Source organism: Armatimonadota bacterium (assembly GCA_031081675.1).
In the GTDB taxonomy this organism is placed as follows: Bacteria; Sysuimicrobiota; Sysuimicrobiia; order Sysuimicrobiales; family Kaftiobacteriaceae; genus Calidihabitans; species Calidihabitans tengchongensis.
Genome location: JAVHLZ010000009.1, coordinates 35,386 through 49,029, shown reverse-complemented (window position 1 = coordinate 49,029; position 13,644 = coordinate 35,386). Strand labels below are relative to the sequence as shown.

14 protein-coding genes and 1 pseudogene are annotated in these 13,644 nt (G+C 73.6%); 2 read left to right on the top strand and 13 right to left on the bottom strand.

The genetic code is table 11. The features are described from left to right. Window positions 1-9 precede the first annotated feature (9 nt). From RB150_05045 to secD, 3 genes are read right to left on the bottom strand one after another with little or no spacing between them, the layout of a single operon-like run. Window positions 10-294: a lipopolysaccharide assembly protein LapA domain-containing protein gene (locus RB150_05045; GenBank protein ID MDQ7819899.1), complete on the bottom strand. Its 285-nt coding sequence runs from the start codon at window positions 292-294 to the stop codon at window positions 10-12. Next, window positions 291-1,250 (bottom strand): protein translocase subunit SecF, encoded by a 960-nt coding sequence (secF, locus tag RB150_05040; protein ID MDQ7819898.1) that lies wholly within the window; start codon window positions 1,248-1,250, stop codon window positions 291-293. Before secF ends, RB150_05045 begins: the two co-directional genes overlap by 4 nt. A gap of 1 nt (window position 1,251) precedes the next feature. Then, window positions 1,252-2,586, bottom strand: a complete 1,335-nt coding sequence (gene secD, locus RB150_05035; protein MDQ7819897.1) for a protein translocase subunit SecD — start codon at window positions 2,584-2,586, stop codon at window positions 1,252-1,254. Window positions 2,587-2,823: 237 nt separating this feature from the next. Here secD and RB150_05030 point away from each other — a divergent pair, with 237 nt between their 5' ends. Further along, window positions 2,824-3,792: a DUF72 domain-containing protein gene (locus tag RB150_05030; GenBank protein ID MDQ7819896.1), complete on the top strand. Its 969-nt coding sequence runs from the start codon at window positions 2,824-2,826 to the stop codon at window positions 3,790-3,792. Here the strand turns inward: RB150_05030 and RB150_05025 are convergent. The 3 genes from RB150_05025 to RB150_05015 form a co-directional block, all read right to left on the bottom strand. Further along, entirely contained in the window at window positions 3,719-5,977 is a 2,259-nt protein-coding gene (locus tag RB150_05025; GenBank protein MDQ7819895.1) for a DNA polymerase domain-containing protein, read from the bottom strand. The genes RB150_05030 and RB150_05025 overlap by 74 nt on opposite strands. A gap of 97 nt (window positions 5,978-6,074) precedes the next feature. Beyond that, on the bottom strand, window positions 6,075-6,377 hold the full coding sequence (locus RB150_05020) for a hypothetical protein (protein ID MDQ7819894.1): 303 nt from the start codon (window positions 6,375-6,377) through the stop codon (window positions 6,075-6,077). A 75-nt stretch (window positions 6,378-6,452) separates the two neighbouring features. Continuing rightward, window positions 6,453-7,103: a hypothetical protein gene (locus tag RB150_05015; GenBank protein ID MDQ7819893.1), complete on the bottom strand. Its 651-nt coding sequence runs from the start codon at window positions 7,101-7,103 to the stop codon at window positions 6,453-6,455. 98 nt (window positions 7,104-7,201) lie between these two features. Here RB150_05015 and RB150_05010 point away from each other — a divergent pair. Continuing rightward, a pseudogene (locus RB150_05010) lies at window positions 7,202-7,783 on the top strand (anti-sigma factor). Window positions 7,784-7,793: 10 nt separating this feature from the next. Here RB150_05010 and RB150_05005 read toward each other — a convergent pair. The 7 genes from RB150_05005 to pilM form a co-directional block, all read right to left on the bottom strand. After that, the gene (locus RB150_05005; protein MDQ7819892.1) at window positions 7,794-8,567 is read right to left on the bottom strand and encodes an enoyl-CoA hydratase-related protein; all 774 of its coding nucleotides are present in this window, start codon (window positions 8,565-8,567) and stop codon (window positions 7,794-7,796) included. 186 nt (window positions 8,568-8,753) lie between these two features. Beyond that, window positions 8,754-9,233: an SPOR domain-containing protein gene (locus tag RB150_05000; protein ID MDQ7819891.1), complete on the bottom strand. Its 480-nt coding sequence runs from the start codon at window positions 9,231-9,233 to the stop codon at window positions 8,754-8,756. A 7-nt stretch (window positions 9,234-9,240) separates the two neighbouring features. Next, on the bottom strand, window positions 9,241-10,290 hold the full coding sequence (locus RB150_04995) for a flagellar brake protein (GenBank protein MDQ7819890.1): 1,050 nt from the start codon (window positions 10,288-10,290) through the stop codon (window positions 9,241-9,243). Continuing rightward, entirely contained in the window at window positions 10,287-11,300 is a 1,014-nt protein-coding gene (locus tag RB150_04990; protein ID MDQ7819889.1) for a lysylphosphatidylglycerol synthase transmembrane domain-containing protein, read from the bottom strand. Before RB150_04990 ends, RB150_04995 begins: the two co-directional genes overlap by 4 nt. Window positions 11,301-11,377: 77 nt before the next feature. Then, complete coding sequence (gene pilO, locus RB150_04985; protein MDQ7819888.1) at window positions 11,378-11,926, bottom strand: type 4a pilus biogenesis protein PilO; 549 nt, start codon at window positions 11,924-11,926, stop codon at window positions 11,378-11,380. Then, window positions 11,923-12,471 carry a PilN domain-containing protein gene (locus RB150_04980; GenBank protein ID MDQ7819887.1) on the bottom strand — a complete coding sequence of 183 codons (549 nt, stop codon included), beginning with the start codon at window positions 12,469-12,471 and terminating at the stop codon, window positions 11,923-11,925. The genes pilO and RB150_04980 overlap by 4 nt, the downstream gene beginning before the upstream one ends. 69 nt (window positions 12,472-12,540) lie before the next feature. Beyond that, window positions 12,541-13,611, bottom strand: a complete 1,071-nt coding sequence (gene pilM / locus RB150_04975) for a type IV pilus assembly protein PilM (protein MDQ7819886.1) — start codon at window positions 13,609-13,611, stop codon at window positions 12,541-12,543. Between the last annotated feature and the right edge of the window lie 33 nt (window positions 13,612-13,644).

The following is a 13,644-nucleotide window of genomic DNA, read 5'->3' as shown; positions in this document are numbered from 1 at the left end:
CGCGTCCGGTCAGGTCTGGTCCTCGGCGGCCTCCCGCTGTCGCTCCACCTCCCGCAGCCGCGACTCCGCCGCCCGGGTGCGGGACTCGGCGGTGCGCAGGAGCGCCCGCAGCCGCTGTTCGCGGACCAGGGCCACCAGGTACATCGCCAGCGCTCCCGCAGCCAGCGCCGCCACCACGGCGATGCCGAGGGTGGTGTCGTAGCGCCAGGACAGGAAGGCGACGGTCACCGGCGTCCGGTTCTGCCAGACGAACACCGCGAATGCGGCGGCCAGCAGCAGGCCGACGACGATCATGGAAGTGTCCTTTTCGACCCGGACGGGGATATCCTCTTGGTCCCCGCCGGGCGGGCGGCGGCGGCCGGCTGGGGCCCGCGGGCCCGGGCCGTCCACCGCTCCCACTCCACCAGCAGGGGCGAGGCCACGAAGATCGAGGAGTAGGTGCCGGTCAGGACCCCCACCCCCAGGCCGAAGGCGAAGTCCCGCAGCGTGACCCCGCCCAGGAAGTAGATGGCCCCGATGGCCATCAGCGCTCCCAGCCCCGTGGTCAGGGAGCGCACCAGCACTTCGAGGATGCTGCGGTTGACGAGCCGGTCGAAGGGGGTGCGGCCGCGGAAGGCCGCCTGGCTCTCCCGAATCCGGTCGAAGATGACCACGGTGTCGTTGATGGAGTAGCCGACCACCGTGAGCAGCACCGCCACGAACGAGCTGTCCACCTGGATGCCCAGCAGCGCGTACAGGCCCACGACCACGAGGAGGTCGTGGACCAGGGCGATGTCCGCCGTCACGGCAAAGCGGACCGAGCGGAACCGCCAGCTGATGTACACCACCTGCAGCAGCAACCCCAGCACCACGGCCACCATGGCCCGGGTGCGCAGCTCCCGGCCCACCGTGGGGCCGACCCGCTCGGCCAGGAGGACCTCCGCCCCCCCGAAGTGCCGGGCCAGGGTGGCCGTCACTCGGGCGGTGGTGGCCTCGTCCAGGGGAGGCGTCCGGATGAGGACCTGCCGGGGGCGGTCGGGCGACTTCTGGATGATCGCGTCGGCCAGGCCGAAGGCCTGCAGGGTGGTCCGGACCTCCGCCAGCGGGGCGTCCCGCCCCAGGCGGACGTCCAGCAGCGTCCCCCCGGTGAAGTCGATGCCGAGGTTGAGGCCCCGGGTCAGCAGGGCCACCAGGCCCGGCAGGATGATCAGCAGCGACAGGGCGTACCCCCACCGCCGGCGGCCGATGATGTCCCAGGACCGCGTCTCCATGCTAGCGCCCGAACCCCAGCCGGGGGGCCCGCAGGACGCCGGCGGCGCTGTCCACGAAGACGCGGGTGATCACCACGGCGGTGAGCATGCTGATGGCGACGCCGAGGACCAGCGTCACCGCGAACCCCTTGATGGGCCCCGTGCCCAGCAGGAACAGGACGGCGCCGCCCAGGAGGGTGGTGACGTTGCTGTCCAGGATGGCCGACAGAGCGCGGCTCCAGCCGGACGCGATGGCGCTGCCCACCGACTTGCCGGCACGGAGTTCCTCCTTCACCCGCTCGTAAATCAGGACGTTGGCGTCGATGGCCATCCCCACCGACAGGATGAATCCGGCGATCCCCGGCAGCGTGAGGGTGGCTCCCAACGCCACCAGGGCCGCCAGCAGCAGGAGGCCGTACAGGCCCAGGGCGACTGTGGCCAGCAGGCCCGGCAGGCGGTAGAGGAGGACCATGAAGGTGGAGACCATGGCCAGGGCCACCGCACCGGCCCGCAGGCTGCGCTCCAGGGAGTCCCGGCCCAGGGTGGGCCCCACCGACCGGCGCTCGACCACCTCCACCGGCAGCGGGAGGGCTCCTCCCCGCAGCAGCACGGCCAGGTCCCGGGCTTCGGTGAGGTCCCGGAACCCGCCGCTGATCTGGCCGCGGCCGCCGGTGATGCGGTCGCGGATGACCGGGGAGGAGATCACCTCGTTGTCCAGGACGATGGTGAGGAACTGGCCGATGTGGGCGGCGGTGAACTCCTCAAAGGTCTTGGCGCCCTGGCCTTTGAACTGGAAGTTGACGATCGGCTCGCCCGTGGTCTGGTCAAAGCCGGCCTGGGCGTCGGCCAGGTCGGCGCCGGTCAGGATCACCTTCTTCTCCAGCGCCAGGGGCTGCGCGCCGGGCGCGGGCAGGGTGACGGTCTTGCCGTCGGCGGACCACCGGGCCCCCTCGGGCAGCTGGGTGGTGCCGGTGTCCACGAACTCCAGCAGCGCGGTCTTGCCGATCAGCTCGATGGCGCGCTCGGGGTCCTGAATGCCCGGCAGCTCCACGATGATGCGGCGGGCTCCCTGGCGCTGCACGGTGGGCTCCACCACCCCCAGCTGGTCAATGCGGTTGGCGATGACGCTCATCACCGCGTCCACGGCCTCCGGGGTGGCGGGCGTGCGCGGGGTGTCCTGGGCCTCCAGGACCAGGTAGCTGCCGCCCTGCAGGTCCAGGCCCAGGGTCACCCGCAGGCGCGGCGGCTGCCACTGGGGGGTCCACCGCACCAGGCGCACCGGCTGGAAGGCCACCTGACACGCGGCCAGCGCCAGCGCGCCGACGAACAGCCACCGCAGCCACAGGCGAGATCTCACGCCGGGGTCACCAGACGGGAAGGTGGTCGCAAGCCCGCATCATTATAGGGAGGGCCCGCGGGGGTGTCAACGCGAGGAGATCCACGCGATCTGCTCGGTCCGCTCGATCTACGCAATCTGCGCGATCTCCGGGATCCACCGCATCCGCCTCGACACGGCCTGCCGGCACAGGCGAACGAGTGGTCCGCGACAGGCAGACGGTCTTCATGATACGCTGAGAAAGTGGGAGGCGACGAGATGGCACCGGCGTCGGGCGATCAGACCTCCCTGGACCTGGCCCCGGCGGCGCGCCCGCTCCACGTCGGCTCGTGCCGCGTGTACGTGGGCACCTGCTCGTGGGCCGACCCGCACTTCGTCCGGGAAGGCCAGTTCTATCCGCCGGGGGTGGGCACAGACCCGCGCCGGCGGCTGCAGTACTACGCCACCGTCTTCCCGGTGGTCGAGGTGGATGCCACCTACCACGCGCTGCAGCCGCGGGAGCGGGCGGCCCAGTGGGTGGAGTGGACGCCGCCGGGGTTTGTCTTCACCACCAAGGCCTTTGCCCTGTTCACCGGCCACGGCACCGACCCCCGGCGCCTTCCCCGGGAGATCGCCGCGCTGCTGCCGGCGTCCACGCGGTCGGCGGAGTCGGTGAGCCCCCGCGACCTGCCCGAGGAAGTGCTCATCGCCTGCTGGGATTACTACGCGGCGTTCCTGGAGCCGTTGGCGCGGTCGGGCCGGCTGGGCTACGTCCTGTTCCAGTTCCCCAAAGGCGCCGGCTTCAGCCCCGAGATCCTGGAGCACCTGGATCGCTGGGAGCCCTACCTGCGCCGGTGGCCGGTGGCGGTGGAGATCCGGCACCGCAGCTGGCTGGCGGAGCCCGCCCGCTCGCGGTTCCTGGACTACCTGCGGCGGCGGGGCTATGCCTACGTGGTCCCGGACATGGTCCAGCGGGCCTACCTGCCTCCCCCCGACGTGGAGCTGACCACGTCCTGGAGCGTGGTGCGGTTTCACGGCCGCAACCCGGCCATGCTGGAGCGCCGCGCGCCGACCAGCCGGGTCTACGACTACTGTTACACCCTCGACGAGCTGCGGCCGTGGGCGCAGCGGGTGCGGGAGATTTCGCCGAAGCTGGATCGGCTGTACCTGATGTTCAACAACCACTACCGGGGCCAGTCCGCCCGCAACGCCCGGGAGATCGCCACGCTGCTGGAGCAGGCGCGCTGATCGGCTCCCACACCTCGCGCCGCAGGCGGTCCTCGCCGTATCCGAACGGTTCCAGGACCGTGGCGGCCGCCCGCAGCAGCAGGGTGGCGTAGGCCTCCCGGTCGTAGTGCCAGTCGTCTCCCCGCAGCCCGTAGGGGCGCACGCGGTCCCGGGGCACCCGCGCGCCGGCATCGACGAGGATGTACTGCACCGGCTCGCCCGGACTCACCCGGACCCCCGCCCGGGCCAGGGCGCGGGCGGCCAGGGCCTGTGCCGTGTTGTGGCGGTACCGGCTCACCTCCTGGGACAGGCGGGTAGTGATCACCAGGTCGGCGGCCGTCACCTCGCCGGCCCGCACCCGCAGCAGGGCGTCCTCCAGCACCGCCAGGACCTCCGGCAGGGCCGCCCGGGCGTCGGCCAGGGTGGGACAGCGGAACAGGCGCCGCAGCATCCGCTCCTGGGTGCGGACCACCAGGGCCGGCATGTCCGACCGGCGCGCCTCGATGCCGCGGACTTTGGTGGTGCCGTCGGTGAACACGCCCAGGTAGCGGTTGGGCACCCCCACCCCGGGATGGGTCCGGGAGGGCAGGAAGGCCACCCACCGGTACACGCCCTCCACGGCGATGGGCAGCCCCGTGGCCCGGCTGACGGCCTGCGCCAGGTCCTCGTAGTCGGCAGGGGTGGCGCCGGGGCGGTACAGCCACAGGGAGTCCACCAGGGCGTGCAGCATCCGGAAGCCGCGGGATTCGGCCGTCTCTTTGGCCCGCAGCAGCATCTCCCGGGCGTAGGCGGTGACCGCCTCGTGCGCCTCGATGCGCCCGAAGCGGGCGTTGCGGTACCCGAGGTAGCCGAACGACGTCACCAGGCACCACTTGAGGGCCGTCTGCCGCTGGTCGTACAGGGCGCGCTGGCTACCCGCGGTCTCCCGCCGGCGGCGCTTGTAGTACGCCCGCCGGGCCAGCAGGTGGTCGAGCACCTGGGGCACCAGCCCGCGCCGCCGCCGGCACACGGTCACGCCGATCTCCGGCACCCGGGACTCCGGACAGCACCCGCACCCCACGGTCTCGGGCGAGATGTTGTAGGTGGCCATCAGGGTGGGGTACATGGAGGAGAAGTCCAGTTCGCCCACCTGCTCGTACAGTCCCACCAGGGGCTGGTAGGTCAGCCCGCCCTTGTCGGTCAGGAGCAGCTGGCTGGCCGTCTTGAACTCTTCGGGCTCGCTCTTCTGCCAGGGGACCAGGATGCCGTCCTGCACCGCCCGGCGCAGCTGCATGGAGCTGATGGCGGTGCCGGTGGAGGTGCGGGCCAGATCCTGCACCGGGATGCAGGACAGCCGCGCCACCTCCAGCACCCCCGCCAGTTCCGATTCGGCGTAGATGAAGGAGTTGCGCAGGTCCAGGTGCCAGCGTCCGGCCAGCAGCCGCGCACCGGCCTGGTGGACGACCTGGCCGTAGGTCACGTACGAGCGCGGGCGGCGGATCCGCAGGGGGCGGCCGGGGTCGCGGTTGAGGCCCAGGTCCTGGCCGGTCCGGGCCGCCTCGCGCAGCAGGCCCGGCAGCAGGACCGCGTCCCCCCACTCGGTCAGGATGATGTCGGGGTCGTACCGCTGCAGCATCCGCTGGAGGCTGCGGACCAGGTCGGCGGGGTCGTCGCCGTCCAGCACGACGGTCTCCCCGTCCACGCTGACCTCCAGCCGCCCCGGCCGGCCGTGGCCCGGGTGGGGCACCGGCAGGTCGGGATCGTCGGGCAGGCCGTCCGGATCCGGGCGGATCCGCAGGACGGTCAGCGGCGGGAGGTCGTATTCCAGGTCCTCGATGCGCGAGCGCAGGTCCACCTCCTGGATCACGTCTCCCCGACAGGCCACCGCGCACCGGGCCAGCGGGAACAGGCCGGTCTCGTAGAAGAACAGCCGGGGAGTGGGGATGTCGCAGGTGTACACGGTCAGGCCGGGCACGCGGCTCAGCATCCGCGCCGCCGCCGGATACGCCAGGGGTGACCCCACGGTGACCGCCACCACGGGGACCTCATCCCCGCTGCGCAGGTCCCGGCGAAGAACCGGCGTGCAGGTCACCGGCGCGGCCAGGCGGTCCAGCACCCGGCGGGCCGCCCGGAGGGCCTGGCGGGATCCGGCCATGTACAGGGTGGGCGCGTAGGGATAGCGCAGGCGGTGGGCGCGGCCGGAGGTCTCCAGCAGCCACACCACCATCCCCCAGGCGTCGGGGTAGACGTCGAAGAGCCAGCCCTCGAGATGCCGGGGTCCGGGATTCTCCGAACGGCCCGGGTCCGCCTGGGGGGAACGCGCTTCAACGTTCCAACGCTTCAGCGTTCCACCCTCCCGCCGCAGCCCCGCCCTCGCCCTTCATCCGTTCCAGGTCCCGCCGCACCTGCTCGACGGCCTTCATCGTCTCCAGGATCATGGCCACCAGCATGGCGTCAAAGGGCGTGGCGTGGGAGGCATAGTGGGCGGGCGCCGAGTGGTGCCGCGCGGCGGCAAACAGCCGGTCGAAGATCTCGCGGTCCTCCGCGCGCAGCGCGCGCCGGAACGGCGCCCAGGCGGCTTCCTCCTGGGCCACCAGCTGTGTCATGGTCTGGATCGTCCGTCCCATCGGATCCCTCCCCATCTCTCGTGGTGTCCATCCGATGCGCGCTCCCGTGTTCTCCCCTCCCGCACTCCCGCCTCCTCACCACCACCGCCGGGGCGTGATCAACCCGATGCGGGGTTCCCACGTCCACGCGGCCGGGCGGGGCGCCGTGCAGGTGATGCGGACGGCTCCGGGATCCCCGGCATCCGGCAGGCGGGCGACGGTGAACACCCACCCGGCCTCCCGGCACAGCGCCGGGAAGAACTCCTCCCGGCCGGGGACGGCCTGAGGCGGCGGGCAGGCAATCACCACCCGGTAGCCTGCGCCCTGCAGTTGTCGCACCGTGGGCGGGATCAGGCGGAAGATCCGCCGGGCTTCGCCGACCGGCACCTCCTCGTCCAGCAGCGGGTCCAGCGGGCCGGAGACGTACACCGCTCCCGCCTCCCACCGCGAGGCGGCAGCCAGGAGCCGTCCCCGCAGCAGCGCCTCCAGCTGGTGACAGGTGAACACCCGCGAGAGGCGGATGCGGTCCAGCAGCGCCCGGGGCCGCAGGCCACCCCGGCGCGCCAGATCGGCGACCAGGAACGGGTCGAATGCGTTGGCGCCGTCCACCACCAGCAGCGGGCGCCCCTCCCGCACCGCCCCCAGGCTCACCAGGAGACCCACGGTCAGGCAGGCGTCGTCTCCGGCGAACACCGCAGGGCCGCTGACGGGGAGATCCGGCAGTCCTATCCGGGTATCCAGCACCATAATGCGAACAAACGTTCGCCCATAGCAGACTTTACCACTGTTCGAGGTCGAACAGTCAACTACCGGGGGTACATCTCAGGAGGGGAGTCGCACGCACACCGCGACGCCCTGATCCCATCGTGCCCACGACACGCGCAGGCCCCGGGGGACTGCGGCGCACCGGGCCATCGAGGTGGGCCCTGAGCGCCGTGATGGTCTTCGCCGCGGGTCTTATGATCGTCGCGGCGCAGACCGCGGCGGCGTACAGGCGCAGCGCGGCCCTCCAGGACAGCCTGGGGCCGTCCGCAGAGGCCCTGGCGGTGCTGGCCAGCCGGTCGGCCCGCGTGGTGAGCCTGCAGGGCCGGCGGGGAGCCCGTGTAAGGTTGGTGTACGATCCGGCGCGCCGGCGGGGGGTCCTGGTGGTGGTCCGGCTGGGAGAGCCCGGCGCGGGGCGGGTCTACCGCGTGTGGTTGACCGACGGAGGCCCGCCGCAACCGGTGGCCGCGTTCGTGCCAGCCCCCGATCCGGTGACGCTGGTCCCGGTGCGGGCCGACTTCTCCCGCGCGCGGACCGTGGCCGTGGATGCCGGGCCCGCCACCCGCGCGACGCGAGAGGGACCTCCGCTGGTGCAGGCGTCCCTGGCGTCGTCGTCAGAGCGGTGGCGCCCTCCGCGGCCAGCTGCCCCTCTGCCGCGGCGGTAACCGCCCGCGCCTACCTGCCGGTGAAGCGAGGGGGTCGTTTTTCCAGGAACGCCCGGACGCCCTCGGCCGCGTCGTCGGTGGCGAACAGCAGGTAGAAGCACTGGCGCTCGTAGTCCAGCCCCGCCTCCAGGTGCGTGTCGAAGGCCCGCAGCACCGCCTGCTTGGCCAGCCGGACCGCCACCGGGGGGCGCGCGGCGATCTCGCGGGCCAGCCGGAGGGCCTCGTCCAGGACCGCCTCCGGCGGCACCACGCGGGTCACCAGCCCCCAGGCTTCCGCCTGTCGGGCCGAAAATCTCCGGCCGGTGAGGATGAGTTCCATGGCGCGGGCCTTCCCGACGGCGCGGGTGAGCCGCTGGGTCCCCCCCGCCCCGGGCATCAGGCCCAGGGAGATCTCGGGCTGGCCGAACTGCGCGTCCTCGGCCGCCACGATCATGTCGCACAGCATGGCCAGCTCGCAGCCGCCCCCCAGGGCGTACCCGTGCACCGCCGCGATCAGCGGCGTGCGCAGCCGGGCGATGCGCTCCCACTGCTGGAACCGGTAGCCCGCCAGCATCCCGACGGCGGTGGCCCCGGCAAACTCCGTGATGTCGGCTCCGGCGGCGAACGCCCGCCCGCGCCCGGTGAGCACGATGCACCGGATGGCCTCGTCCCTGTCCAGCGCCTCCAGGGCGTCCACCAGTTCGTCCATGGTGGCCTGGTTGAGGGCGTTGAGCACCTGCGGGCGATTGAGGGCCACCGTGGCCACCGGGCCGTCTGTGGATACCTCGATGTGCTGGTACGGCATGGGCTCCTCCCCCGGGTACGTCGTCGCTGGTTCTTTCGCGGCGCGCCAGAGGATCACCCGCCTGGGGCGGACGATGCGGGCACCGAAGTCCCGGGACGCGGGGACGGGCAGGCGCATTCCGTCCGCCTGCCTGTGGACCCCCCGGGGGATTCCGCTGTTCGCGCGGCCGCGTCCGCGCCCTCGCGCTCAGCGGACGATGAGCACCTCGTACCCGGCCGCGCGCAGCTGCTCGGCCAGCCGCTCGGCGTTTTCCCGCCGGGCAAACGCCCCCACCTGGACCCGGTACAGCCCGCCGGAGGCCGTGACGTACGCCTCGAATCCCAGCTGCCGCAGTGCCTCGGCGCGCGCATCGGCGTTGGCCCGCGACAGGAACGCTCCCACCTGGACGCGGTACAGGGCTCCGCCGGCCGGCGGGGAGGCCGGAGCGGGGGGAGGCGGCGGGGCGGCGGGGGCCGGGCGGGGAGTGGCCTGGGGAGGGGCCGGCGGGCCGACCTCCGGGCTGGGAGGAGACGGGGCGGCCGGTGGTGCGGCGGACGGAGGAGTCCCCCGCGCCGGCGCAGGGGCAGGCGGGGTCAGGAAGGCCGTTCCGGCCAGATAGCCGGCCAGCACCGACACGCTGAACAGGCCGATCAACGCCAGAACCGCCACCAGGGGCTGCAGACGCATGTCCCTCTCAGCCTCCCAGCCGCCGCAGCCGGGCCAGGCTGTCGGCCCCCAGGCCGATGAAGTAAATTCCGTATGCCCGCTGGTCCGCCCCGGAGGGTTCCACCCGGACGACCTCTCCGTCGGCGGCGAGGGGGCCATCGGGGAGAGACACGATGACCCTCACCCGCTCCCACAGCACCAGGTCGGCTGCCGCCTGCACCCGCACCCCCTGGAGGCTGGCGTCCAGGGCCACTCCGGCCACTTCCCGGCCGCCCTGCTCCACCCGGATCACGCGCACCGCCGAGTCCCGCAGCCGCACCCGGGGACTGCGGCGGGAGGCGATGCCCACCGAGGCGGGCGCGGCCAGGTCCACCTCCCGCCCCCGGACCGCCCGCACGGTGGTCTCGAAGGCGTACTTGGAAATCCGCCCCTGATAGTGGACGGCCAGCCGGTCTCCCGGGGTGAGGCTGAGGGTTTCCGTCAGCCGCGTGGGGAGGGCGATGCGGATCGCGTCGGGTTCGATGGCCAGCACGGTGCTGGCGAAGACGCCGCCCTGGGTGCCGGCGAGGCTCTCCACTTCCACGGCCTGATGGACCGTCAGGGGCTCGGTGAGGGACACGGCTTCGGTCGGGCGGCTGGCCTCGGGTGATGGCGGGCCGGCCCGGCCCTCGGCATCCAGCAGGCGCTCCCGGAAGGTGTAGAGCCGGAAGCGGGCGCACTCGGCGTGTCCGATCCGCTCGCAGGTGGAGATGACACCCGGCGGCACGTGGGGGCAGAGATCCTCGATGGTACGGCAGAACCCCGCCTCCCGCATGTACCGGTCCAGCTCGGTCTCATCCTCCAGCAGCCAGGACGGCAGCGGCAGGTCCTCGACGGGCGCGAACTCGGTGTGGCCCCGGGTGAAATGGCGGATGAGAGAGCGCAGCGAAATCCCGGCCGCCGGGTCCAGGGTCGCCAGGATGTCCCGGTAGGGCACCCGGCTGATCTGGCGCATCCGCTCGATCATGCGCCGCTGCGGGCACCGGCACACCGGACAGGCCTGTCGTTCGCGCCGGGCTTCGGGGCTTTCGGTGATCACCGGATCACGCTCCGGGACGTCCCGTACGGCATTCGGCGGCTCCGGGTGTCCTCACCTGCCGGCGGCGCGCGGCGCGCGGCCAGGAGCAGGACGACGGCTCCGGCGGCCACCACCAGGTAGTACGACAGCGTCCGGTCCAGCAGGACGGCGGCCGAGGCGTCGGGCCCCGGGCTCAGCCTCTGGAGCAGGTGGGCCAGGGACAGTTCGGTCACCCCCAGGCCTCCCGGGATGAAACTCAGCGCTGCCACCAGGTTGGCCGCGCTGAATGCCAGGGCGACCTGGGTCGGCCCGGCCGGGCGGTGGACGGCCGCCAGCACGCTGTGCAGGCGCGCCACCTCCAGGCCCGCCGCGACCACCGACAGCGCCAGCAGCGGCGCCATCAGGCCGCTGCGCCGCCAGTCGTCCAGGCCGCGGGCGAAGCGGTCCAGCGACGCCGCGACCTCCTCCCGCCGCGGTGCCGGCAGCCGCCGGGCCAGCGCCTGGGCCGGTTCGATCAGGAACCGGGGACGCCACAGCAGCCCGCCCGCCGCCGCCGCCAGCGCGGCGATGGCCGCCAGGACCGGGATGACGTCCGGCCGGCCTCCCGGGGGCGCCACCGCCAGGGAGAGGCCGAAGACGACCGCCAGGGCGGCGCCATCCAGCAGCCGCTCCACCACCACCGCCGCGGTCGTGGAGGCCATGGGAACCCCGTGGCTGCCGTGCAACAGCAAAGGCTTGGCCAGGTCCAGCCCGCGGGCGGGGCTCACGCTGGCCGACGCGACGCCGGCCAGGACCGCGGCGGCGGCGGCCGGCAGGGGCAGCCGGCGGCCGGTCAGACGCGCGGCCATCAGGCGCCAGCGGACGGCCTTGACGGCGACGTTGGCCGCCAGCAGGACGAGGGCCACGGCGGCCCGTGCCGGATCCACCCCCTCCAGGGCCGCGCGGGCGGCGGGGTAATCCACCGACGCCAGGAAGGCGGCCAGGAGCGCTGCCCCCAGCGCCAGCAGACCCACCCGCACCCACCGGCTCACTCCTCGTCTCCCACGTTCGCTCCCCGCATTCCCGCGCCCCCTTCTTCCCTGTTCCCCGGTCCCCCCTCCCGACAGTCTCACCGCCTGTACAGTGCGCGCATCTGCAGTTCGGCGACGACGCCTGCCTCGGCCCCGGTCACCATCACGCGGTCGATGACCAGCAGGCGCGGGGACCGCTCGATGGCCTCCACCAGGGCGCGCACCTGGGGATAGCGTCCCCGCACCCGGATCTGCACCGGCAGGGCGCTCACCGGGGCGGGTTCGGCCGGGGAGGCCGGGGAAGACGTCTCGGGGGGAAACGTGACCTCCATCAGCTCGACACCGCTTCCGCTCAGCGCCCCGTCCAGGCGCACGATCAGGTCGGGCAGGTCGGGCTCGCGCGGGATGCGGGTGAGCAGCTGCTCGGCGGCCCGCCGTTCGGCGGCGTACCGACTCTCCACCTCCGGGCGCTGCTGTGCCAGGGCGGTCGCGCGGCGCAGCTCCGCGCTCTTCCGTACGACCTCCCGCCGGGCGGCGGTCAGGTCCAGCAGGGCGGGCAGGTACAGCAGGCCACCCAGGAGCACCCCGGCCAGCACCGCCGCGCCCGCGCCCAGCAGCGTCCGTTCCCGTGGCCGCAGGGGGCTCACGGGGCGCGGCCCTCCAGCCGGGCGTCGATGCGGAACTGGACGACGGGGCGCGGGGCGGTGGAGACCTGCTGGAGGCTCGCCACCCGCACTCCGGAGAACACCGGCGAGGCCTCCAGGGAGGAGGCGAACTCCGCCACCGACCGCAGCGTGAGCGACTGGCCCCCCAGGGACACCGTCTGCCCGTCGATGGTCAGGGACTGCAACCAGGCGTCGTGCGGGATGGTCCGGCTGATCTCGTCGAGCACGGGAGTACGGGGAACCTGCTGGCCGGCCAGGGCCGCCAGCGCGCGGCGGCGCTCCTCGAGGTCGGCGATCTCCGCCTGCAGGCGCAGGACCTCCACCGCAATGGGCTGGACGACCTGCAGCTGCCGGCCGACGTCCTCCACCGCCGCCCGGGCCTGGTGCAGCGACACCTGGATCACCGCCCACGCCCCGGCGGCCGCCGCGGCGCCGATCAGCGGCAGGCCGATCAGCACCCGCCGGCGCGCGGCCCGGCGCCGGCGCTGGACCACCGAAGGCGGAAGCAGGTTCAGGACGATGCGCACCTCAAGACACCCTGGCGCCCGCCCGCGACATGTGGCGACCCCGCCGCGCGCCCTCCATCGGCAGGCCTGTCACCCCACCGTCCGCAGCGCCAGCCCGACCGCCACGGCCAGCTGGGGGGAGATGGCGTCGTGCTGTTCTCCCCGCCGGCCGGCGCGCGCCCGGACCGGGGGGACGCCGACGGTGACCGGCAGGTCCAGTTCGGCGGTCAGGTGGCGGTCCATGTGGCGCAGCCGGGCGCCCCCGCCGCACAGGACGATCTCGGACACCGTGACCCCGGCGAACTGGGCGCGGACGAAGTCCAGGGTGCGCCGCAGCTGGGTCACCACCTCCTCCAGGGCCGCGGTGACCTCGGTGGCGTACGTGCCCGGCGGCAGCTCGGGGAGGCTTTCGTCCCACCCCAGCCCGTAGCGCGCCAGAACCTGCTGCGCGGCGGCGGCGTCCACACCGGCCAGGCGGCCCACGGCTGCGGCCGCCGTCTCCAGCCCGGCCGGGATCGTACGGGTGAACTGGGGCACGCCGTCGCGGACCACGGCCACGTCGGTGGTCGACGCGCCCAGGTTGACCAGGGCCCGCGTGCCCCGGGTGTCGGTGTGGCCCAGCCCGCGCACCATGGCCAGCGCGCCCACCTCCACCGCCTCCACCGTCATGCGGGCGCGCTCCACCGCCTGGACGTGGGCGAGGACGACCGACTCGGGCGCGGCGGCCAGCAGCACCTCCAGGCGGCGCTGGCCGTCCTCGGTGACCTCGCCCACCGCCTGGACGTCGGTGACGGCCTCGTCCACGGGGATCGGCAGGTGGCGCTCGGCCTCCCAGCGGATGGCCTGCCGTACTTCCTCCTCGGGAATGGGTGGCAGGCGCAGGACCCGGGCCAGGACGTTCTGGCCGGTCACCGCCACCACGGCGCGGCGCGAGCGGATCCCCGTGCGCCGCCGCAGGGCGTCCACGGCGGATCCGACGGCGGCAGGGTCCAGGATCACGCCCCCCGCCACGGCTCCCGGCGGGGTGGGCGCCACTGCCGCGCGGTGGAGTTCCACCCCGCGCGCGGTCCGCCGGATCTCGGCGATCTTGATGGCGGCCCGGCCGACGTCCACGCCCGCCGCCACCGCGCCGATCTGCAGAACGTCCGCAAGCGCCGGCATGACCGCGTTCACGCACCCCGCCCTGTATTCGCG

Excerpts from the sequence above, each read along its gene's own strand:
- RB150_05045 (MDQ7819899.1), bottom strand. The coding sequence starts at position 294 with ATGATCGTCGTCGGCCTGCTGCTGGCCGCCGCATTCGCGGTGTTCGTC.
- secF (MDQ7819898.1), bottom strand. The coding sequence starts at position 1,250 with ATGGAGACGCGGTCCTGGGACATCATCGGCCGCCGGCGGTGGGGGTAC.
- RB150_05030 (MDQ7819896.1), top strand. The coding sequence starts at position 2,824 with ATGGCACCGGCGTCGGGCGATCAGACCTCCCTGGACCTGGCCCCGGCG.
- RB150_05025 (MDQ7819895.1), bottom strand. The coding sequence starts at position 5,977 with ATGGTGGTGTGGCTGCTGGAGACCTCCGGCCGCGCCCACCGCCTGCGC.
- RB150_05020 (MDQ7819894.1), bottom strand. The coding sequence starts at position 6,377 with ATGGGACGGACGATCCAGACCATGACACAGCTGGTGGCCCAGGAGGAA.
- RB150_05015 (MDQ7819893.1), bottom strand. The coding sequence starts at position 7,103 with ATGGTGCTGGATACCCGGATAGGACTGCCGGATCTCCCCGTCAGCGGC.
- RB150_05005 (MDQ7819892.1), bottom strand. The coding sequence starts at position 8,567 with ATGCCGTACCAGCACATCGAGGTATCCACAGACGGCCCGGTGGCCACG.
- RB150_05000 (MDQ7819891.1), bottom strand. The coding sequence starts at position 9,233 with ATGCGTCTGCAGCCCCTGGTGGCGGTTCTGGCGTTGATCGGCCTGTTC.
- pilM (MDQ7819886.1), bottom strand. The coding sequence starts at position 13,611 with ATGCCGGCGCTTGCGGACGTTCTGCAGATCGGCGCGGTGGCGGCGGGC.